At 68.5% G+C, this 20,611-nt stretch carries 21 protein-coding genes; 12 read left to right on the top strand and 9 right to left on the bottom strand.

All coding sequences use genetic code 11. The features are described 5' to 3' along the window. Window positions 1-20 precede the first annotated feature (20 nt). From mmsA to OG787_RS34895, 4 genes are all read left to right on the top strand, one after another. A complete protein-coding gene (gene mmsA, locus OG787_RS34910; RefSeq protein ID WP_405537880.1) occupies window positions 21-1,571 on the top strand; it encodes a multiple monosaccharide ABC transporter ATP-binding protein in 1,551 nt (516 codons plus the stop codon). Further along, window positions 1,568-2,815, top strand: coding sequence for a multiple monosaccharide ABC transporter permease (mmsB, locus tag OG787_RS34905; protein ID WP_405537878.1), 1,248 nt, complete (start codon window positions 1,568-1,570; stop codon window positions 2,813-2,815). Before mmsA ends, mmsB begins: the two co-directional genes overlap by 4 nt. A gap of 52 nt (window positions 2,816-2,867) precedes the next feature. Continuing rightward, window positions 2,868-3,935 (top strand): aldose epimerase family protein, encoded by a 1,068-nt coding sequence (locus tag OG787_RS34900; protein WP_405537876.1) that lies wholly within the window; start codon window positions 2,868-2,870, stop codon window positions 3,933-3,935. 211 nt (window positions 3,936-4,146) lie between these two features. Then, window positions 4,147-5,739: a pyridoxal phosphate-dependent aminotransferase gene (locus tag OG787_RS34895; protein WP_405537875.1), complete on the top strand. Its 1,593-nt coding sequence runs from the start codon at window positions 4,147-4,149 to the stop codon at window positions 5,737-5,739. A 76-nt stretch (window positions 5,740-5,815) separates the two neighbouring features. Here the strand turns inward: OG787_RS34895 and OG787_RS34890 are convergent, their stop codons facing one another. Further along, window positions 5,816-6,727 carry a DUF3500 domain-containing protein gene (locus OG787_RS34890; protein ID WP_405537874.1) on the bottom strand — a complete coding sequence of 304 codons (912 nt, stop codon included), beginning with the start codon at window positions 6,725-6,727 and terminating at the stop codon, window positions 5,816-5,818. Between OG787_RS34890 and OG787_RS34885 the strand changes: the two genes are divergently transcribed. Further along, entirely contained in the window at window positions 6,715-8,328 is a 1,614-nt protein-coding gene (locus OG787_RS34885; RefSeq protein WP_405537873.1) for an IS200/IS605 family accessory protein TnpB-related protein, read from the top strand. The genes OG787_RS34890 and OG787_RS34885 overlap by 13 nt on opposite strands. Here the strand turns inward: OG787_RS34885 and OG787_RS34880 are convergent. Further along, a complete protein-coding gene (locus OG787_RS34880; RefSeq protein ID WP_405537872.1) occupies window positions 8,318-8,941 on the bottom strand; it encodes a DUF3500 domain-containing protein in 624 nt (207 codons plus the stop codon). The two genes, OG787_RS34885 and OG787_RS34880, sit on opposite strands and share 11 nt — an antisense overlap. Window positions 8,942-9,209: 268 nt before the next feature. Here OG787_RS34880 and OG787_RS34875 point away from each other — a divergent pair, with 268 nt between their 5' ends. Beyond that, window positions 9,210-9,953, top strand: a complete 744-nt coding sequence (locus tag OG787_RS34875) for a hypothetical protein (RefSeq protein WP_405537870.1) — start codon at window positions 9,210-9,212, stop codon at window positions 9,951-9,953. Window positions 9,954-10,032: 79 nt separating this feature from the next. Here the strand turns inward: OG787_RS34875 and OG787_RS34870 are convergent, their stop codons facing one another. The 3 genes from OG787_RS34870 to OG787_RS34860 form a co-directional block, all read right to left on the bottom strand. Beyond that, window positions 10,033-10,218, bottom strand: a complete 186-nt coding sequence (locus OG787_RS34870) for a hypothetical protein (RefSeq protein WP_369035763.1) — start codon at window positions 10,216-10,218, stop codon at window positions 10,033-10,035. Then, on the bottom strand, window positions 10,218-10,625 hold the full coding sequence (locus tag OG787_RS34865; RefSeq protein WP_369035762.1) for a hypothetical protein: 408 nt from the start codon (window positions 10,623-10,625) through the stop codon (window positions 10,218-10,220). The genes OG787_RS34870 and OG787_RS34865 overlap by 1 nt, the downstream gene beginning before the upstream one ends. Window positions 10,626-10,689: 64 nt before the next feature. Then, on the bottom strand, window positions 10,690-11,118 hold the full coding sequence (locus OG787_RS34860) for an ATP-binding protein (protein ID WP_405537868.1): 429 nt from the start codon (window positions 11,116-11,118) through the stop codon (window positions 10,690-10,692). Between the two features lie 201 nt (window positions 11,119-11,319). Here OG787_RS34860 and OG787_RS34855 point away from each other — a divergent pair, with 201 nt between their 5' ends. The 5 genes from OG787_RS34855 to OG787_RS34835 all read left to right on the top strand — a co-directional run bounded on the left by OG787_RS34855 (window position 11,320) and on the right by OG787_RS34835 (window position 14,568). Continuing rightward, complete coding sequence (locus OG787_RS34855; RefSeq protein WP_405537867.1) at window positions 11,320-12,159, top strand: Scr1 family TA system antitoxin-like transcriptional regulator; 840 nt, start codon at window positions 11,320-11,322, stop codon at window positions 12,157-12,159. Next, complete coding sequence (locus tag OG787_RS34850) at window positions 12,156-12,401, top strand: DUF397 domain-containing protein (protein ID WP_405537866.1); 246 nt, start codon at window positions 12,156-12,158, stop codon at window positions 12,399-12,401. Before OG787_RS34855 ends, OG787_RS34850 begins: the two co-directional genes overlap by 4 nt. After that, window positions 12,401-12,688, top strand: coding sequence for a hypothetical protein (locus OG787_RS34845; RefSeq protein ID WP_405537864.1), 288 nt, complete (start codon window positions 12,401-12,403; stop codon window positions 12,686-12,688). Before OG787_RS34850 ends, OG787_RS34845 begins: the two co-directional genes overlap by 1 nt. A gap of 69 nt (window positions 12,689-12,757) precedes the next feature. Beyond that, window positions 12,758-13,675, top strand: coding sequence for a hypothetical protein (locus tag OG787_RS34840; protein ID WP_405537863.1), 918 nt, complete (start codon window positions 12,758-12,760; stop codon window positions 13,673-13,675). Between the two features lie 122 nt (window positions 13,676-13,797). Continuing rightward, window positions 13,798-14,568: an intradiol ring-cleavage dioxygenase gene (locus OG787_RS34835; RefSeq protein WP_369035756.1), complete on the top strand. Its 771-nt coding sequence runs from the start codon at window positions 13,798-13,800 to the stop codon at window positions 14,566-14,568. 81 nt (window positions 14,569-14,649) lie between these two features. Here OG787_RS34835 and OG787_RS34830 read toward each other — a convergent pair whose 3' ends face one another. Continuing rightward, window positions 14,650-15,294 carry a DUF4360 domain-containing protein gene (locus OG787_RS34830; protein ID WP_405537862.1) on the bottom strand — a complete coding sequence of 215 codons (645 nt, stop codon included), beginning with the start codon at window positions 15,292-15,294 and terminating at the stop codon, window positions 14,650-14,652. A gap of 404 nt (window positions 15,295-15,698) precedes the next feature. Here OG787_RS34830 and OG787_RS34825 point away from each other — a divergent pair, with 404 nt between their 5' ends. Further along, window positions 15,699-16,562 (top strand): intradiol ring-cleavage dioxygenase, encoded by an 864-nt coding sequence (locus OG787_RS34825; protein ID WP_369035754.1) that lies wholly within the window; start codon window positions 15,699-15,701, stop codon window positions 16,560-16,562. Window positions 16,563-16,600: 38 nt separating this feature from the next. On the opposite strand, the gene OG787_RS34820 is transcribed toward OG787_RS34825, so the two are convergent. The 3 genes from OG787_RS34820 to OG787_RS34810 all read right to left on the bottom strand — a co-directional run bounded on the left by OG787_RS34820 (window position 16,601) and on the right by OG787_RS34810 (window position 20,564). Beyond that, window positions 16,601-17,518 (bottom strand): sulfite exporter TauE/SafE family protein, encoded by a 918-nt coding sequence (locus tag OG787_RS34820; protein ID WP_405537861.1) that lies wholly within the window; start codon window positions 17,516-17,518, stop codon window positions 16,601-16,603. A gap of 95 nt (window positions 17,519-17,613) precedes the next feature. Next, entirely contained in the window at window positions 17,614-19,902 is a 2,289-nt protein-coding gene (locus OG787_RS34815; protein WP_369035752.1) for a peptidoglycan recognition protein, read from the bottom strand. Between the two features lie 203 nt (window positions 19,903-20,105). Then, complete coding sequence (locus tag OG787_RS34810; RefSeq protein ID WP_369035751.1) at window positions 20,106-20,564, bottom strand: Rrf2 family transcriptional regulator; 459 nt, start codon at window positions 20,562-20,564, stop codon at window positions 20,106-20,108. Window positions 20,565-20,611: the final 47 nt, after the last annotated feature.

Below are 20,611 nucleotides of genomic sequence, written 5' to 3'. Positions count from 1 at the left end.
AGGGATTGGAAGGCACGACCATGGCGGGACCCGTCCTGGAAATGCGCTCGATCATCAAGACCTTTCCTGGCGTCAAGGCGCTGTCGGACGTCACGTTGACCGTCCGTCAGGGCGAGGTCCATGCCATCTGCGGGGAGAACGGCGCCGGCAAGTCGACCTTGATGAAGGTCCTCTCCGGCGTCCACCCGCACGGGAGTTACGAGGGGGACATCCTCTTCGAGGGAGAGATCTCCACCTTCAAGGACATCAGGGCCAGCGAGCAGCACGGCATCGTGATCATCCACCAGGAACTGGCCCTGGTGCCGTATCTCTCCATCGCGGAGAACATCTTCCTCGGCAACGAGCACGCCACGCGCGGTTTCATCAACTGGAACGAGACCCTGCGGCACGCGTCCCAACTGCTGCGCCGGGTCGGCCTCGACGACCACCCGGAGACCCGCGTCACCGACATCGGCGTGGGCAAGCAGCAGCTCGTGGAGATCGCGAAGGCGCTGTCGAAGAAGGTGAAACTGCTCATCCTCGACGAGCCGACCGCGGCGCTCAACGACGAGGACAGCGGCAAACTCCTCGATCTCATCCTGGAGTTGAAGAACCAGGGCATCACCTCGATCATCATCTCCCACAAGCTCAACGAGATCCGCAAGGTCGCCGACTCGGTGACGATCCTGCGCGACGGGCGGTCCATCGAGACCCTCGACGTGAAGGCGGAGGAGACCACCGAGGACCGGATCATCAGCGGAATGGTCGGCCGCGACCTCGACCACCGGTTCCCCGAGCGCACCCCGTACGAGGGGGAGGTGGGCGCGGCCCCGGCCCTTGAGGTCCGCAACTGGACCGTGCACCACCCGATCGACCAGCAGCGCAAGGTGGTCGACGATGTGTCGATCAACGTCAAGCGCGGTGAGATCGTCGGCATCGCGGGCCTGATGGGCGCGGGCCGCACCGAACTCGCGATGAGTGTCTTCGGGCGCACCTACGGCCGGTACACGGGCGGCTCGGTCCTGCGGGACGGCAAGGAGATCCGTACGAAGACCGTGTCCGAGGCGGTCGGCCACGGGATCGCGTACGTCACCGAGGACCGCAAGCACTACGGCCTCAACCTCATCGACACCATCAACCGCAACATCTCGCTCAGTGCCCTGGGCAAGGTCTCCAAGCGCGGTGTCGTCGACGAGCACGAGGAGCGGCAGGTCTCCGAGGGCTTCCGCAAGTCCATGAACATCAAGGCGCCGACCGTCTTCGAGCCGGTGGGCAAGCTGTCGGGCGGCAACCAGCAGAAGGTCGTCCTCAGCAAGTGGATCTTCGCGGGGCCCGAGGTGCTGATCCTGGACGAGCCGACGCGCGGGATCGACGTGGGCGCCAAGTTCGAGATCTACACGGTGATCGACAAGCTGGCCGCCGAGGGCAAGGCGGTCGTCTTCATCTCCTCCGAGCTGCCCGAACTGCTCGGTATGTGCGACCGCATCTACACCATGGCCGCCGGGCGGCTCACGGGTGAGGTCCCGCGGGCCGAGGCCACGCAGGAAGTGCTGATGCGCCAGATGACGAAGGACAAAGAGGTATCCCGATGAGCACGGATGTGACCGCCAAGACCCCGGCCCCGGCGCCGCCCGGGAAGTCCGGCGGCTCGGCCACCGGCGGTGGCCTGCTCCAGCTGGTGCTGGACGGCCTGCGCCGCAACATGCGCCAGTACGGCATGCTGATAGCCCTCGGCCTGATCGTCGCCCTCTTCGCGGTCTGGACCGACGGCGACCTGCTGCTGCCGCGCAACGTCTCCAACCTGGTCCTCCAGAACAGCTACATCCTGATCCTCGCGATCGGCATGATGCTGGTGATCATCGCGGGCCACATCGACCTGTCGGTCGGCTCACTGACGGCGTTCGTGGGCGCGTTCGCGGCCGTACTGACGGTGCAGCACGATGTGCCGTGGCCGGTCGCCGTGGTGCTGTGCCTGCTGATGGGCGCGGTGGCGGGCGCGGTACAGGGCTTCTTCATCGCGTACGGCGGCATACCGTCGTTCATCGTCACCCTCGCCGGCATGCTGATCTTCCGCGGGCTGACGGAGATCCTGCTGGAGGGCCAGACCCTCGGTCCGTTCCCGGACGGTCTTCAGAAGATGGGCAACGGCTTCCTGCCCGAGACCGGTCCGGAGACCAACTACCACAACCTCACGCTGCTGCTGGGCCTCGCCCTGATCGTCTTCGCGGTGCTCCAGGAGGTCCGTGACCGCAAGCGCCAGCAGGAGTTCGCGCTGGAGGTGCTGCCCGGGAACATCTTCCTGCTCAAGCTCGTCTCCATCGTCGCCGCGATCCTCGTCGTCACGATGCTGCTCGCCAGCTACAAGGGCGCGCCGATCATCCTGCTGATCCTCGGTGTCCTGGTGGTCGGCTACGGCTACGTCATGCGCAACGCCGTCTTCGGCCGTCACATCTACGCGATCGGCGGCAACCTTCCGGCGGCGAAGCTGTCCGGCGTCCGGGACAAGAAGGTCACCTTCCTGGTCTTCCTGAACATGGGCGCGCTCGCGGCCCTGGCCGGTATGGCCATCGCCGCCCGCCTCAACGCGGCCTCGCCGAAGGCGGGCCTCAACTACGAACTCGAGGCGATCGCCTCGGCGTTCATCGGCGGCGCGTCCATGAGCGGCGGTGTCGGCACCATCCTCGGCGCGATCATCGGCGGTCTCGTCCTCGGCGTGCTGAACAACGGCATGAACCTCCTCAGCGTCGGCTCCGACTGGCAGCAGGTCATCAAGGGCCTGGCCCTGCTGGCCGCGGTCGGGTTCGACGTGTGGAACAAGCGCAAGGTCGGTTCGTAGACAGGTAGTTCGCCGGGGCCTCGCGGGCAGTCCGTCCGCGAGGCCCCTCCGCATGTGGGGAGGCAGGAACACCATGAAGGAACTCTTCGGCAAGCTCGCCGACGGGACGGAGATCCACCGCTGGTCGCTGGAGAACGGCGGCACCCGGCTGAAGGTCCTGTCGTACGGCGGGATCGTGCAGTCCCTGGAGATCCCGGACCGGGAGGGCCGGTACGCCAATGTCTCCCTGGGCTTCGACACCATCGAGGACTATGTCGCCGCCAGCCCCTACTTCGGCGCGCTGATCGGCCGGTACGGCAACCGGATCGGCGCGGGCCGGTTCACCCTGGACGGCACCTCGTACCAACTGTCCGTCAACGACGGCGAGAACAGCCTGCACGGCGGAGCCGAGGGCTTCGACAAGCGGGTGTGGGACATCGAGCCCTTCGAGCAGGGCACGGACGTCGGACTGCGGCTCCAACTCACCAGCGCCGACGGCGAGATGGGCTTCCCCGGCACGCTCACGACGAAGGTCACCTACACCCTCACCGAGGACGGCGACTGGCGGATCGACTACGAGGCGAGCACCGACAGGGCGACCGTCGTCAATCTCACCAGCCATGTCTACTGGAACCTGGCCGGCGAGAGCGGCGGCTCGGTCCTCGGGCACGAGCTGGAGATCGCCGGCGCCCGCTACACCCCCGTCGACGCCGGTCTGATCCCCGTCGGTGAACCGGCCGAGGTCGCGGGCACGCCCTTCGACTTCCGTACGCCCAAGACGGTCGGCGCGGATCTGCGCGCCGCCCACCAACAGCTGCTGTACGCCAAGGGGTTCGACCACAACTGGGTGCTCGACAAGGGCGTCACGGCGGAGCCGGAGCACGTCGCCACGCTCAAGGACCCGGCGTCCGGGCGCACGTTGCGGATCGCGACCACCGAGCCGGGGCTCCAGTTCTACTCGGGCAACTTCCTCGACGGCACCCTCGTCGGCAGCGGCGGCACGATCCACCGTCAGGGCGACGCGCTGTGCCTGGAGACACAGCACTACCCGGACTCCCCGAACCGGCCGGATTTTCCCTCCACCGTGCTGCGCCCCGACCGGATTTATCGCACGACGACGATCCACTCATTCGGCGCGTAATCTCCATCAGTCATGGTGACAGCAAACGTTACCAACGGTAAGAGTGATGATCGGTTTCACAGGTACTTCACAAATTCCCATCGAAACCACAGCGGTTGAACAGCGCCCCACAGGCATCCGTATCTAAGAGCGGCCCGCGCTCCCCCGCGCGGGCCACCCAAGAGTCGGAGGGCCCGTCCTCCCCAACGGGTTCGCCACATACGGAGGTTCCATGGCCGACAACGTCACCTCGCTCTTTCGCAGCACGGCGGCCCACAGTCCGTCGATGGCTGCGCTGGCGCGAGAGAGCGACGGGACCGGTCCGGTCGACTTCTGCATTCCCTGCAACCCGTACTTCCCCACCCCCGCCATGATGGACACCATGTCGGCGCGCCTGCGGGACATCATCACGTTCTACCCGAGCGGCGCCGACACGATCACGGCGGAGCTGTGCAACCTCCTCCAACTGCCGCCGCAGGCGGTGGCGATGGGCAACGGCTCGACCGAACTGATCACCTGGATCGACCACTTGCTGGTCCGTGAGTCCCTCGCCGTCCCCGTCCCCACCTTCGGCCGCTGGACCGACCAGCCCATGGAGACCGGCAAGCGGGTCGACATGTTCCCGCTCCAGGAGTCCAGCGGATTCAACCTCGACCTCGCCCAGTACGCCGAGTTCATCCGGGCGCGCGGCACCCGGGTCGCCGTCATCTGCAACCCCAACAACCCCGACGGCGGCTTCCTGCACAAGCACGCGCTCGTGCAGTTCATGGACGCGATGGCCGACCTCGACCTCGTCATCATCGACGAGTCGTTCCTGGAGTTCGCCGACGCGGAGGCCGAACCGAGCGTCGTGCAGGAGGCGATGATCCGCCCCAACGTGATCGTCCTGCGCAGCCTCGGCAAGAACTTCGGTCTGCACGGCATCCGCTTCGGCTACATGGTCGCCAACCCGTCGCTCGCGGGCCGCGTCCGTTCGATGCTGCCGAAGTGGAACCTCAACGCCTTCGCCGAGTACGTGGTGTTCATGCTCAAGGAGCACGGCCAGGAGTACGCGCAGAGCCTCCAGCAGGTGCGCCGCGACCGTCTCGACATGGCGAGCCAGCTCTCGTCCCTGCCCGGCCTGACGGTCTACCCGTCGCAGGGCAACTTCCTCTTCGTGCGCCTTCCCGTCGGCGCCGAGGGCACCGTGGTCCGCGACCGGCTGCTCACCGAGCACCGCATCCTGGTCCGCGAGTGCGGCAACAAGATCGGCTCGTCCAGCCGCTTCCTGCGCCTCGTGGTGCGCCCCCAGGTGGATGTGCGTCGCCTGGTGTCCGGCCTGGAACAGGTGCTCTACGGGAGCAGGAGGGGAGCCGCCGTGCCCGAGCTGGGTACAGGGACCAACTACAGCTCGGGCACGGCGGCGGTGGACCGACTCGTCGGCGCCACCAACGGGGGCGGTATGCCCGGCCTTGCCGCTCAGGCCCTCGGTAGCGGCATGCCGTCCCCCGCACCGGCCATGCCGATGCCCGCCGCCATGCAGCAGATGCCGGCCGCGATGGCCGCGCAGAGCTACGGCGGTGCGCAGAGCTACGGCGGGGGCATGCAGATGCAGACGCCCATGCAGCAGCCTCAGCCGGTCCCCCAGCCGCAGATGCAGATGCAGCAGCCCCAGATGCCGATGGGCCAGCAGCAGCCCACCCCGTCCGGTGTCCCGGCCCGCAACGGCCTCACGGCCGCCCAGGTCCGCGGCACGACAGGACCGGGCCTGGCCCCCGCCCCGGCGACGGGCTGGCCCGCCGCCCAGAGCTGGCCGAACGCGGCGGGCATGGGCCAGGTGAGCTGACCCGACCGATCGGTTCGCCGAAGGGCCGTCACCCATGCCCGGGTGACGGCCCTTCGGTGTCCGCACTGACGATCCGTCAGTGGTCGTTCTCCAGATGGAGCTTGAGCAGATCGACGCCGTAGTCGCCGCCGTTGGGCGTCCGGATGATGGTGTGGATGTGCTGCTGGGTGGGCGTGCCGCCGGGCCCGCCCATGCCGCCGCCGTTGCCGCTGCTGTCCTTGTTTCCGTAGGCGAGGGGCGACTGGGCGTCGTACTCGATGAGGACGACGGGGCTGTGTACGCGGTAGTAGAAGGCGGAGGAGTCCTTGGTCTCGCCGATCCAGTAGAAGTACGTGTCGTCGAGGTGCTCCTCCACCTCGGACATCCGTACCTCCGCGTGCGCGTCGGCCATGTTGCCGACGTAGACGCGCACCAGGTCGAGCAGCTTGGTCCGCGCGGTGTCGCTGAACTCGGCGGCGGCCAGGCCCTGGTAGGCCAGCTTGAGGTTGTCCTGGCCGGCACCGGCCTTCAGGTTGTCGCCGGCCTTGGTCTCGGAGGAGATCACCTTCTTGCGCTGGGCGTCGGTCAGGGCGCGCAGCGCGGCGAGACCGGCGGTGGTCTCCTTCTTGAACGTGGTGATCTTCTCGCCCTTGTAGGTGGCCGAGGTCGGCTCGGAGCCCATGAAGGTCGGGGTCATGACGACCTGGTCACCGAGGACGAAGTAGTTGATGGCGACGTGATGGCCCTCGTACTGGAAACCCCAGGGCTTGGTGGTGGAAGAGGTTTTAGAACTGCTGTCGCTGGAGTGCGTACATGAGTGTTCTGGTGAGTGGGAGTGAGTGGGGGTGGTCTGTGTCGCGGACCTCGGCTGTGGGGTCGATTTTCGGTGGGGAACTGACGTTCTCTCATCGAATGCGTGACCTTCATGGGCGGTGCTCGTTTCCCATGGCGACGGGTTCGTCGGGCGGGGGTGGCGGGGTGGGTGAGCTGAGGAGTGTGGCGGCGCCATTCGTCGCGTCCGGTCCGGGCGGTGTGGCCGTCCGGACCCGCCTCAAGCAGCTGACGCCGGGGGATGAGAAGGTGCTGCGTCTGGTGGGTGCGCATCTGGGGTCGCTGGCTTCGAAGGATCTCAAGGCGCGTTGCCGGGACGGCCTGGAGCATTCCGGTGACGCCTGGGCGGTGCGTAAGCGGGGACTGACGCCGCTGTCATCCTCGCGGTGGGCGGGGAGTATCACCAAAGCCACGCATGACCAGTGGGCGCTGGCCAGGCGTGGCCAGTCGGCGCACATCCGCAGCCTGGAAGTCGGTATCCGCACCATTGAGGGTCGGTTGTGCCAGCCGGTCGGGCAGAAGGGGACAAAGAAGGCGCCCGGGGGTTACCGGTCGCGGCGGGAGTGGCATGCGAAGTCGCGGCGGCTGCGTGTACTTCAGGACCGGCTGGCCGCCGCGCGGGCGGACCGCGAGGCCGGACTCGTCCACGTCGTACGGGGCGGCAAACGGCTGGCCCGCACCCGCCACCACCTGGAGGCGGCCCAGCACACCGAGTCCGCCTGGCGAGGGCGTTGGGAGGCGGAACGCTGGTTCTGCCAGGCCGACGGGGAGTCCGGCAAGCGCTACGGCAACGAGACCATCCGGATCAGCCCCGACGGCGAGGCGAGCATCAAACTGCCCGCACCGCTCGCACATCTGGCGAACGCCCCGCACGGCCGGTACGTGCTGGCGTGCCGAGTGGCGTTCGCGCACCGGGGCGAGGAGTGGGCGGACCGTGTCGCTGCCAACCGGGCGATCGCCTACCGCATCAACCTCGATGCGGGCCGGGACCGCTGGTATCTGACCGCGTCCTGGCAGCTCCCGCCCACCCCCACCCTCCCGATCGAGGCCGCGCTCGCCCACGGTGTGATCGGTGTCGACATGAACGCCGACCACCTGGCCGCCTGGCGCCTCGACACCCACGGCAACCCCACCGGCAGCCCGCGCCGCTTCTTCTACGACCTCACCGGCACCGCCCAACACCGCGACGCCCAAGTCCGTCACGCCCTGACCCGCCTGCTGCACTGGGCCAGAGCCTGTGGCGTGCAGGCGATCGCGGTCGAGGACCTGGACTTCGCCGCCGAGAAGACCCGTGAGAAGCACAGCCGCAGGAAACGCTTCCGGCAGTTGATCTCCGGCATGCCCACCGGCAAACTCCGCACCCGGCTCGCCTCGATGGCCGACCAAACAGGCATCGCGGTCATCGCCGTCGACCCCGCCTATACCTCGAAATGGGGTGCCCAGCACTGGCAGAAACCCCTCACCACGAAGAACCGCAAGACCACTCGCCATGATGCTGCTGCCGTGGCGATCGGAAGGCGCGCCCAGGGACACCCGATCCGGCGACGGACGGCACCGCCCCCTGCTCACCGGAGTGATGAGCAGGGGCATCGGACCATCCAGGCTGGTCGGCGTGTTCCTGGGCGTGAGGGAACCCGCCCCCGCATCTCCGGACCACGGACACGATCCGTGCACGCCGGACGCGGAGCGAACGCGGACAACCAGAACGCCCAACACCGTCCGGGGCGTTCGGCCGAGCACGAGACCTGGCAACAGGACTCACTCCCGCTCAGCCTCTAGGAACGGTCCCCATGAAGGTGAAGAAGTAGGCACCTTCGGTGAGAGTGTCTCGGAACGCGTTGAGCGTCATGATGTTGCGGGTCTGGGTGAGCCCGTCGGCGGACAGCGCGACGCCGAGGAGCGCGTACCCGAGGTCGCGCTGCTTCTCCGTGATGTCGCCCATCCGGACGCCCTGCCGCTCGTACCCGTCGACGTTGCTCCACTTCAGCCACTCGTCGTCGTCCACGTCGAAGACGCAGGACTTCCGCTCGGCGCTGGAGAGCCCGTCGAGGAAGGCCTGCGCGGCCTTGACCATGGAGTCGGTCGGGACGTCGGTGGAGTGGATGGAGTAGAGGTCGTCGACGATCTTCCCATCGGTGGTGACACCGGTGAAGTCGGCGTACTTGACCTCACTGGCCCCGGGTCCCATCCCTCCCCCGCCGCCTCCGGGCCCGCCGGAGGGCATACCGTTCGGGGGGCCGCCGTACGAGGAGGAGGCACTCGTACTCGCGGATCCGGAGGAGCAGCCGGTCATGGTCGCCAGGGCGGCGACTCCACCGGTGAGCAGCGCCTTGTTCATGAACCAGCGGCGGCTGTGCTCGGTTTCGGGGGTGCGGGGGCGGTGTTCCGACATGGGGACACGGTGGGGGCGAAGCTGAGGAAAAACTGAAGCCGGCCGGGGTCGGGACGACGAGCCCGTCCGTCTCGTGACATCGGATGAAAGCGTGGCGTCGGCGGCGAGTCATTTCACCCGATGTCACGAAGACGCCTCTCCCCGGCCGCTGGAAGAGTCGTACCCGCGACGGACGGAATCCACGACTTTTCATAAGGGGAGCACGATGAGAGCGTTATGGGCGACCAGAACGGCGGGCGTGATACTCGCCGCCACGACCATGATTCCCTTGGGCACACAGGCAGTTCAGGCCGCGCCGGTCACACCGGCCGCATCGGCCGGCACGGCACACTCGCAGCGATCCGCGCTGGCGATCGACTACGTCGCGGTGGTGCAGGCGGCGTACGCGGCCTACCAGGCGTACTCCGCGAGTCAGGCTCTGACCCTGGAGCAGGCGACACAGCAGATCCTGAGCGCGATCGACTCGGCGAAGACGGAGATCCTCTCGCACATCGACCAGGTCGCCACGGCGGACGCACGGGCCTGTGCCCGGCAGGCCGTCATTGACTTCGCCGACATCACGCGCTTCACGACGGACACGCTTCAGGCGTTCGCCCGTGACACCACGGGCTGTGTGACCCGGATCGACAGCCTCCTCGGCGCCGTCACCGACAAGGCGGCACTGGACCAACTCGGCTTCGCCGTCGACGCGGTGGGCCCGATCTCGCTGGTCGCCCGAGCGCGCGCCGGCTTCGACACCGCCGGGCTGAAGGGCACCCTCGTCAACGCCCACAACACGATCGTGGCCAAGCTGGACCCGGTGTGCGTGACCGTGCGGATCAGGGAGCCCGGCCCGGCCGGTCCCACCGAGGAATACGTCACGTGCACCGCGTACAACGGCAACTACGGCTCGGCCTCCAGGATCGTCTCCCCGAACCGCCCGCCGATCGATGTCAACGGCGTGAAAACCACAGCGGCGACAGGCACGAGCTGGGTGGTGGCCAAAGCGGTCCTGCCCACACTCCAGTCCTGACCGACGCTGTGTTCCGACGCCCAGGCCGGACTCACTCCCGGGCCTGGGCGTCGACGCGTCCAGCGGCAGCGGCCCTGCGTCAAGTGACCTGATCGCCGGTGCGCCTGAGGGAGCCGTCGGCGTTGCGAGGGCCGGTGGTCTCGATGATTTCGCCGAAGTCCAGTTCGCCGGAGGCCATGGCGTCGAAGAACTCCTGGCGCGAGCGGCGCTTGACGGCGTCGTCCACGGCCATGCGTACGGCCTTCGCCTCACCGGCTCCGGGCATCAGCGTCCGCCGCGCAGCAGCACCTCAAGGGTGTCGGCGTCCCGTTCGCTGAGCAGGATGCGGACTTCGCCCCGGCCCGGAGCGGTATAGCGCAGGTTGACCAGCCCCGCCCGCCAGCTCTCCTCCCGGTGAATCCACTCGCTTCGAGGCAGCTCCACCGAGTCCTTCCACCGCCGCGAGAAGGCCAACTCACCATCGGTGCCGACCCCGGCCACCACCTTGCCGTACACGAAGCCCTTCCTCCCGGTACCGGCCTGCCAGGACACCCGGCACGGGAGCTTGCCCGCGCTCGATTCGGCCAGTTCGCTGCTGCGTCTGCCTGCGCGTCTACGGGTCGTCGAACGGACCACCGCCGCCGCTCCGCACGCGACGATCCCGATCAAGAGAAATTCGACCAGTGTCCCCATGTCGCGTTCCCCCCTGTCCCCGACGGATCACCATCCTCCCCTCGCCGACGAGGACGATCCACCCCTACATCTGCCTCACCAGCGGCAGCCGCCCCGGTACGTCCACCTCGGCCCGTACCGTCTTCCCGGGCGGCTCCCGGTCGAGCACCTCCCACCGGTCCGCCACCGCGTCCACGACGAGCAGTCCGCGCCCCGACTCCGCCAACGGCGACGGAGCCCGTACGTCCATAGGGCCCGGTGGGCGTGGCCCGCTGCGGCTGTCGGTGACCTCTACGCGCACGCTGCCCGTCATGAGCCCGAGCCGCAGCTCGAAGTCCCGCCCGGGGACACGTCCGTGGGTCACCGCGTTCGCGGCCAGCTCGGCGACGATCAGCGCGACGACCTCGGAGACGTCCGAGCCGTACGGGATGCGCCAGGCGTTCAGCTGGCCCACGGCGAGGCGCCGGGCGAGACGGGCGCCGCGCGGAGTGGCGCTGAGCCGCTGCCTGAACATACGTACGGTAACCGGGTGTTGAGGGGCTGAAGGTGCGCTCATGAGCCCAATGTGCCGGGCGGGAGCAGTACTTCACCAGGTCGGAGCCGTGTACGCCGGGGCAGCGTACGCGGTTACGGACTGGACAGTACTCATCACCGGGCGTGACCATGGACGGATCGGGTGTGTGCAGCGGGGCGAGTGCGCGAGAGGTGGCCGACGATGGCTGAGGGCACGCAGGGGATGACGGGCGGCGAGCCGGAGTCCTCGGACAGTCTGCGGACGTTCGGGGCCGTGGTCCAGGCCCTGCGCGAACACCTGGGGATGAGCAGGAAGGAACTGGCACAGGCGGTGCAGTTCTCCGAACACACGGTGGCCTCCGTGGAGTTGGGGAGGAGGATGCCGGATCCGGTGTTCGTGGAGCGGGCGGATGTCGCCCTCGGCAACACGGGCGCACTGAAGAAGGCGGCGGAGTTCCTGAACCGGCAGCCGGGGCTGGCGGCGTGGTTCCGGCGCTGGGCACTGTTGGAGGCCAAGGCGATCTCCCTCTACACCTACGAGTGCCGCATGCTTCCGGGCTTGTTGCAAACGGAGGCGTACGCACGGCAGTTGTTCGCCGACGAGTTGCCGCCGCTGACCAACGAGCAGATCGAGGCCCACTGGATCGCACGCGCCAAGCGTCAGGAGTTGCTCCGGGAGCGTCCGAACACCGCCTTCGGCTTCATCCTGGAAGAACACCTGTTCCGCCGTTGCACGGGCAGCGAGGACATCACCCGAGACCTCATCGATCACGTACTGCGGATCGCGCAGTGGCGGAACGTGGAGATCCAAGTCATGCCGCTGGTACGCAAGTCGCACGCCGGACTGCACGGGCCCATGCGGCTTGCCGAAACCCCGGAGCACCGGTGGTACGCCTACACCGAGGCCCCCGTGACCGGCCAACTCATCTCCGACATCAAAGCGATCAGCGTGCTCCAGCAGCGATATGCCAGGATGCGTGCACAGGCTCTCACGCTTGAAGACTCCGTGAGCCTGTTGGAGCGGATGCGAGGGGAACTATGAGCACCGGTGGACTGGCCTGGTTCAAGTCGAGCCACAGCAGCAGCGGTTCCGGCGACTGCGTCGAAGTCGCCCTGTCCTGGCGCAAGTCCACGTACAGTAGCGGCTCCGGCGACGACTGCGTCGAGGTCGCCACCTCACCCGGCACCATCCACATCCGCGACTCCAAGGACAGGACCGGCCCCCAACTCGCCCTCTCCCCCACCCCCTGGGCCGACTTCGTCGCGTACGCCGTCAAGGTCTGATGAAGAAGCCCTACTGGCAGTCCTACTGGTACCGCGTGCGCGTCCGTCTCGACGACGAGCAGTGGGCCGGCTGGCAGGGGCTGGGCGGACCGGAGTTCAGCCAGGTCTCGAACGTCGCGTTGCGGGACTCGTCCCTGGAGGCGTGGGCCACCGCCTTCCTGGAGGAGGCCCGCAGCGAACTCGACGACCTGCGCGGCGACTTGCTGCTCGAATGCTTCGACGAGCCGACCCCGGGCGCGGGCGCCGAGCCCGTGCACTCCGCCCAGGTGACCCTCCGCAGACCGTAGACCGCAGCATCGAACGCAAACCGGGTCCTATGCGTCACAGTCACGACAGCATCAGCCCCGGGGGGACCCATGCGTACGCACACCACCCGCACCAGCGCCCAACTCCTGCTCGCCCTCAGCCTGTCCCTGGCCCTGACCGCCTGCGGCAGCGACAAGGCGGAGAACAGCAACGCCTCGAAACCCTCCGCCCCCAAGAGCAGCAGCCCGGCGCCCTCGCCAAGCCGCGCCCAGCAGGTCGCCGACGCCTGGGACGGTTCCGCCGCCGCCAAGGCGTGGCGCGAGGGCTTCTACCCCATGGGCGACACGGCCCCGCAGCCGCCCGGCGACGGCTTCCACAGCGAGGACGACCGGATCGCCCACATGCTGGAGAACTACCTGCTGCGCGGCGAACTCCCCACCGCCGCACCCGAGAAGGGACAGGTGAAGTGGGCGGACGGGGAATCGCTCACCCTGCCCCTGCTGGACGCGCGGGAGACGTACACCGCCCTGGACCGCGTCGACAGCCCCACGGACCCTCAACTCACCGTCACCGGCGCGAAGTTGGGTGAGATGACGATGGTGACGAGCCGTGGCCCGGCGACCGTGCCGGCCTGGTTCTTCACGCTGAAGGGGTACGACGAGCCGCTCAAGCGGGTCGCCCTCAAACCGTCGAAGCTGCCGAAGCCCCCGATCGGGAAGGCCGCGGGCGGCCGGTCGACGCGTGACGGACTTCAGGAAATGGGGCGACTGATCGAGGTGTCCGAGGACGGCCGTTCCGTCACCGTCGTGGCGTACCACGGGTCCTGCGACGACGGCCCCGCCGTGGACGCCCTGGAGACGGAGGGCAGCGTGGTGCTGTCGGCGACGATCCTCGGGGGCAACACGACGGGCGAGATCTGCACCGCCGACCTGCGCGGCGAGAAGATGACCGTGCGGCTCGACCGGCCGATGGGAGGCCGGGTCCTCCTGGACGCGTTCATGGGCCGACCGCTGCCGACCCGGTGGTAGGGGCGACCGACCAGGGGCGACAAACCCCCTGTCTCACAAGTGACTTGACGTGTCGTCACTTTGCCCAATCCCCAGCTTCTCGACAGCTCATCGACAGAAACCACCATTAGCTTGCCGTGTTCATGACAGAGATTTCGGAAACTCCCCCCACTGCGATCAGGCGCCGCACCGTACTGATCGCGACCGGCGCCACCGCCGCCACCCTGGCCGTGGCCGCCGCCGTGCCCGAAACGTCCACCCCCACCGCGGACACCGCCGTTCCGGTCGCCGCCGCGGCCGTCTGCACCCTCACGAAGGAGATGACCGAAGGCCCCTACTACCTCGACGGCCAGTACGTCCGCGCCGACATCAGCGAGGACAAGACCGGCATCCCGCTGAAGCTCGCCCTCACCGTCGTCGACGACGACACCTGCGCACCCCTCAGCAACGCGCTCGTGGAGATCTGGCACTGCGACGCCCTCGGTGAGTATTCCGGCTTCGTCGGCAACAACGGCCACAGCGAACCGGACAACGGCACCTTCCTGCGCGGTGGTGTGCTGACGAACTCCAGCGGCGTCGCCAACATCACCAGCGTGTACCCGGGTTGGTACCGGGGCCGCTGCGTCCACATCCACCTCAAGGTGCACACGAACGTCACGCTCACATCCGACGGCTCGTTCACGGGCGGCCAGGAACTCCACACCGGCCAGCTGTTCTTCGACGAGACGATCACGACCAGGGTGGCGGCGCTCGCGACCTACGCGGCCAACACGGTCACCCGCACCACCCTCGCCCAGGACTCGATCTACGACGAGGGAGGCGCCGCCTCCGGCCTCCTCACCCTTACCGCGCTGGGGAGTTCGACCTCGGCGGGGTACGCGGGGACGCTGACCGTGGGCGTCGAAAGCAGCTGACGCCGGTAGTGCCGACGTAACTCACCACAGCGGGGTGTGGACACGACCGTGATGTCCACACCCCGCCTGGTGCTCAGACCCTCACTTCGCCGGGCACTGCTGCCATGCCAGGTGATAGATCGTGTCGATGTCGCCGTCCGTCGAGTCCATCGCCATGAAGCTGGTGCCCGTGGACGTGCCCGCGTTCGCCCGAAGCTCCGTGTTGATGTTGAAGTTGCGCTGAACTCCACAGGGTGCCCAGACCAGTTGGGCCCAGTCGGTGGTGTCGGTGGCCTGCCAGTTGTCGTTGAGCGGGCCGTTGTACGTGTGGGTGCGGAACGCCGTGCTCGGCGAGCCCTGGAAGTAGTACGAGGCCCGCTGGACGCCACTCGCGCCGCGCTGAAGGGCTGCGAAGCCGCGGTAGTCGACGCTCGCGATGGCGTACGTGAAGCCCGCCGGGACATGCACCAGCAGGTTGAGCTGGCAGTTCTTGCGGAACGCCGTCGGGTCGGAGTTGCCGCCGGCCTGGGCGAGGTAGTCGCTGTAGGTGACGGTGAAGGCGGTGTTGTCGCCGGAGACGGCCACCGCGGCCGTACCCGCGGGACAGCCGGAGCCGTTCACCGTGGCGACCTTGATGACGATCTTGTCCGGGGGCGGGTCCTCGAAGGACGACCCGGCACCCTGCGCGGGTACCGCGGCGGCGAGCAGAGCGGCTATCGCGCCGCCCACGAGCAGGCCAGCAGCCATGTTTCTCCCTTTCGTCGTGCTGTTGCGGTGGGGGGTGAGAATCACGCACACAGCCTTCACGTAGTCATGGGCATGCCAAATGCAGACACATGGGCAGACACATGGGCAGACCCGTGAGCAGACCCATCGCCACGCCCAACCTGTGGTTGAGCAGTGAAGAATCTGTGAAGGCGGGGCGGTCGCAGCATAGGTGTCCCGGCGGACACCAGCCAGGTCGATCCCCGGCCAATCCCCCGTTCACACGCGGCCTGTTCCATCCGTCCATGTAACCCGCAGCCATCGTCACGCCACGCGGAGTGTGCCCCAACTCTGCCCCAAACCAACGGAGTTGAGAGGTAGGTCCCCAGGGCATTCATAGCCGCGATTTAAGGTAATCCTCAGATGCCCGCCTAAGTTTCCGGAACATGACAGAGAACACGAACCCCCAGAACAGCGCCCCCGAGGCCTCCTCCGACACCACCGCCTCCATGGGCAAGCACCGGCTCGACAAGACCGTCAAGCGGCGTCGCGTCCTGATCGGCGGCGGCACCGCGGCGGTCGTCGGCGGACTCGCGGTGGCCGGCTTCGCCTCCGCCAGCGAGACCACCACGACCACGGAGTCCGACTCCGCCACCACCACCGCCGAGGACAGCTCCTCGTCCACCACGAGCAGCGTCTGCGTCCTCAACGCCGAGGTCACCGAAGGCCCTTACTCCCTCGACGGCGCCCTCGTCCGGGAGGACATCCGCGAGGACAAGGAAGGCGTCGAGGTCCAGTACACCTTCACCGTCGTCGACGTCGCCAACGACTGCGCCCCGCTGGAGGGCGCCCTCGTCGAGATCTGGCACTGCGACCACCTCGGCGAGTACTCCGGCTTCGTCGGCGGCAACGGCCACACCGAGGAGGACAACGGCACCTTCCTGCGCGGCGGTGTGCTCACCGACGCCAACGGCGAGGCCAGCATGATCTCGATCTGGCCCGGCCACTACGTCTCCCGCTGCACCCACGTCCACATGCGGGTCCACACCGACGTCACGCTCACCGACACCTCGTACACCGGCGGCGAGGTCATCCACACCGGGCAGCTGTTCTTCGACGAGGACATCAACGCGGAGATCCAGGCGACCTCCCCGTACTCGGAGAACACCACCTCGGAGACCACCCTCTCCAACGACAGCATCTACGACGACGGTGGCGCCGCCTCCGGTCTGCTGACGCTCACCGCACTCGGCTCCAGCGTCTCCGACGGCTACAAGGCCACCCTCACCGTGGGTGTCGACAGCGCCTGATCCGGCCCGCCGCCAGGAGGTCCGAGACCGTAACGGATCTACTGGGCCACGACCGGCCGCCGCTCCTCGGCGTGCTCTCCCCGCTCCGCATTCCCGTCCCTGCGGTGCGCCCGGATCGAGTACGCCAGGGCGGCGGCCCACAGCCCGTACAGCAGTACGTATACGAAAGTACTGACCAGGCCCGACACCTCCACCCAGCCACTCCTCAGCAGCGTACGGACGTTGGTGACCACGATGACCCCGCCCACCGCCGAGCCCAGCACCCTCGGCGGGACGAGCCGGACCAGCCAGGCCGCGATCGGCGCCGCGACCAACCCGCCCAGCAGGAACGCGGTCACCCACTGCCAGTCCAGGCCCTGCGAGCCGAGCGAGAGCAGAAAACCGAGGCTGGCGGCGACCGCGACCAGGAACTCGCTGGTGTCGATCGAGCCGATCACCTTCCGCGGCTCCATCCGCCCGCCGGCCAGCAGCGCGGGCGTACCCACCGGCCCCCAGCCGCCACCGCCCGTCGCGTCCAGGAACCCGGCGACCAGCCCGAGCGGAGTCAGGAACCGTTTCCGCAGCGGCTTGCCCAGCTGTCCCTTCGGCAGACCGCGCAAGGTGAACCGGGACAGGACGTACACCCCGAGACCCAGCAGGATCACGGACATCAGCGGCTCGGCGAGTTCCGTGGAGAGGTTCGACAGGACCGTCGCCCCGAGGAACGAGCCGACCGCCCCCGGCACCCCGATCCGCACGACGACCTTCCAGTCCACGTTCCCGAAGCGCCAGTGCGAGGCGCCCGACATCAGCGTCGTACCGATCTCGGCGAGGTGGACGGTCGCGGAGGCGGCGGCCGGATTGGTGCCCATGGCGAGGAGCAGGGTCGTCGACGTCACGCCGTAGGCCATCCCGAGGCTCCCGTCGACGAGCTGGGCACCGAGGCCGGCGAGGGCGAGGAGTATCAGCGTGCGCATGGGGCGCGAGGCTAGGCCCCGGAAATGGGAACAACCTGAGCGCCGTATGAGGACGGCACTCAGGTTGTTCACTCACCGGGGTCGGCGCACCCCGTCTACTTCAGGTACACCAGACCGTCCGTCGTGACCGCCGGGCGGCCGGTCGTGCCGACCACCACGATCTTGACCGTGTGCTTGGCGCTCGCGCTCCAGCTCTTCGTCCAGATCGCGTCGCGGTACTTCGTCGTCGACGACTTCAGGTCGACCGTCGCGGCCTTGACCCCGTCCACGAAGACGTTGATCTGGCCGGACGTCGAGGCCCGTGACACCGCGAGGGCGGCCGAGCGGCCGGTGAACGTCCAGGTCAGCGAGGAGTTCTTCGTGGAGCTGGTGTACGACTTGCCGCCCAGGTAGCTGGTCGACGACTTCGTCGCCCAGGTGCCGGTACGGGTCGCCGAGGTCTCCTGGAGAATCACCGGCGTACCGGCGACCGAGGCGGCCTTCGTGTTGCCCGCCTGGTCGTACGCGGTCATGGACCAGGTCGTGGCCGAGCCGGACTTGGAGGTCAGGGCGGCGCTGGTGACCGTCGGGCCGTACGTCTTGGCGACCGGAGCCGTCAGGCGTACCTCCTTCAGGGCGGCGGTGTCCGTGGCCTTCCACTTCAGGGTGACCGGGACGGCCGTCGTGCTCACCGTGCCGGTGCGCAGGGCGAGGTTCGGCGCGGTGGTGAAGGTCGGCGCGGTCGTCTCGGCGACGACGGTCGCGGCCGCGGTGGTCGTCGTCTTGCCGGAGATGTGGGTGGCCCGGACGGACACGGTGTGCGTGCCGAGCGCCAGGTTCACGCTCGCCGAGGTCACCGAACCGGCCTTGGTGGCGGCGGCCTTGCCGTCGACCAGCACCTCGTACTTGCTGATCAGCGCGGCGGGCGTGGTCGCCGACCAGCCGACCGTTATGGCCGACTTGGTGTACGTCCGCGTACCCGAAGTACCCGCTCCCGTCACCGACTTGAGCGCGAGACCGGAGACCGGGCCCGCCGCGTAGGCGCGGATGGTGGGCAGCGCGGCGTGGAGGTTGGTCCCCGGGCACTCGGTGGCGTAGCTGTCGCCGTGGCCGAAGATGGTCGGGAAGCTGAGCTTGTCGCCCGTCTCCCACGTCCTGGTGTTGTACTCACTGGTGCCGGCGGCGCCCGCGGTGAGCGTGGTCGTGCCGGTCGGGTTGACCCCGTACTGGCCGAGCTTCCAGGCCGCGACGCGGGCCACCGAGGTCAGTACGGCGGTCGGCGGGACGACCTTGCTGTAGTCGCCGAGGACGGAGACGCCGGTGGTCTGGGTGTTGAAGCCGTAGGTGTGCGCACCCAGCACCGCCTTGTCGACCCCGCCCTTGCGGCCCTCGAAGATGGTGCCGCACTTGTCGACCAGGAAGTTGTAGCCGATGTCCTTCCAGCCGTTCGTCTTCACGTGGTACGTGTAGATGCCCCGGATGATCGACGCCGACTCGGCGCACGTGTAGTCGTTGGTCCCGGCGCTGTGGTGGACGGCCACCGCCTTGATCCCGTTGGCCAGGTAGTCCGGCGCCTCGGGGCTCAGCGACTCGTCGGCGCCCCAGCCCGCCCGTGAGGTGATCGGCGGCTTGGCCGCGGTGGACGTCGGGGCGGTCGTGCCGGTGCTCGTCGAGGCGGACGGCGTGGCCGAGGCCGACGCGGAAGCCGAGGCACTCGGGGACGCGGACGCCGAGGCGGAGGTGGACGGCGCCGCGGAGGTCGACTCGCTCGCGGAGGCGGACGCGGAGGCCGACGCCGAGTCCGACGCCGTCGGCGAGGCGGATTCCGTCACCTCCGGCGTGGTCGTCGCGTCGGGCGTCGCGCTCTCCGCAGCCACGTAGGCGGCGGGCTCCAGGTCCGAGACCGAACCGCCGGTACCGGGGTCGATCATGTCGACGCGCAGACCCTCGGGCAGCTCGGTGGACGCCTTGCCGTCGACGCGGACCTCGACGCCGTCGGACGCGCCGACCCATACGGGCTCGGTACCGGCACGGGTCGCGCCCTCGTCGCCGGGGCCGCTGTCCGTGCCCAGCTCCAGCCAGGACGACCAGGTGTCGGTGCCCGCGTCGCGCGTACGGACCTCGACCTTGCCCGCGATGGTGGCCGACGGGTCGGACCAGGTGACGCCGAGCATGCTGAACGGCTTGGTGTCCCGCTTGGCCAGGGTGGCCGAGTCACCGTCGGCGGCGACCTTCAGCGCCGCCGCGTACTCCTCGCTCGCGATCGGCCCCGACGACGGCTTGCCGTCGTCGGCCGCGCTGTCCGCACCGCCGCCGCTCACACCCTGCACGATCAGAACCCCGGACACTCCGGCGGCCACGACGGCCCCGATGCCCCACCCTCGACGCGATCTCAGCGATCTCATCCCCGTACGCACAACCCTTCACCTAGACCCCACCTGTTACATGCACATGCAGAGGTCAAGGTATCGGGAGAGTGGTGCGCGTCAACGACCAACCCTGAACTTAATCCTTCACGGTGGTTTACGAGCGCTCCGATGGAGCACACTAAACGGCCCTGAAAGACTGGAAAGTTTGGAAATCTACCGCCCCACAGGCACCTACAGGCCTACGGGTTCTCCCAGGCCGCCGGTTCCGCCGCGAGCCCCCGCACCGGCTCGGGCAGCTCCCCCGCCGCGAGATCGGCGAAGGTCACCCCCTCCAGCACCTTGCGGACGTTGGCGCGCAGCGCGACCCACAGCGGCAGCAGGGGTTCGGCGGGACCGGTGTAGGCGAGGCCGGTCGGGCGTTCGCCGCGCACCGACACGATGGGCCCGTCGACGGCCCGGACGACATCCGCGACGGTGATCGCGTCGGCGGACCGCGCCAGCCGGTAGCCGCCGTTGCCGCCGCGCCGGGAGTCGACGATCCCGCCGCGCCGCAGATCGCCGAGGATGCCCTCCAGGAACTTGTGCGGAATGGCCTGGGCGGCGGCGACGGTCTCCGCCTTCACCGCACCCTCGTCCTGCCGTACGGCCAGCTCCAGCACCGCTCGCACCGCGTAGTCCGCCCGCGCCGAGATCCTCATGGGGTCATTGTCGGTCGTCGCGGTGTGTGGACAATGACCGGACACGT

The sequence above is a fragment of the Streptomyces sp. NBC_00075 genome, assembly GCF_045041225.1.
GTDB lineage: Bacteria > Actinomycetota > Actinomycetes > Streptomycetales > Streptomycetaceae > Streptomyces > Streptomyces adonidis.
This window is presented reverse-complemented; position numbering and strand designations above follow the sequence as displayed.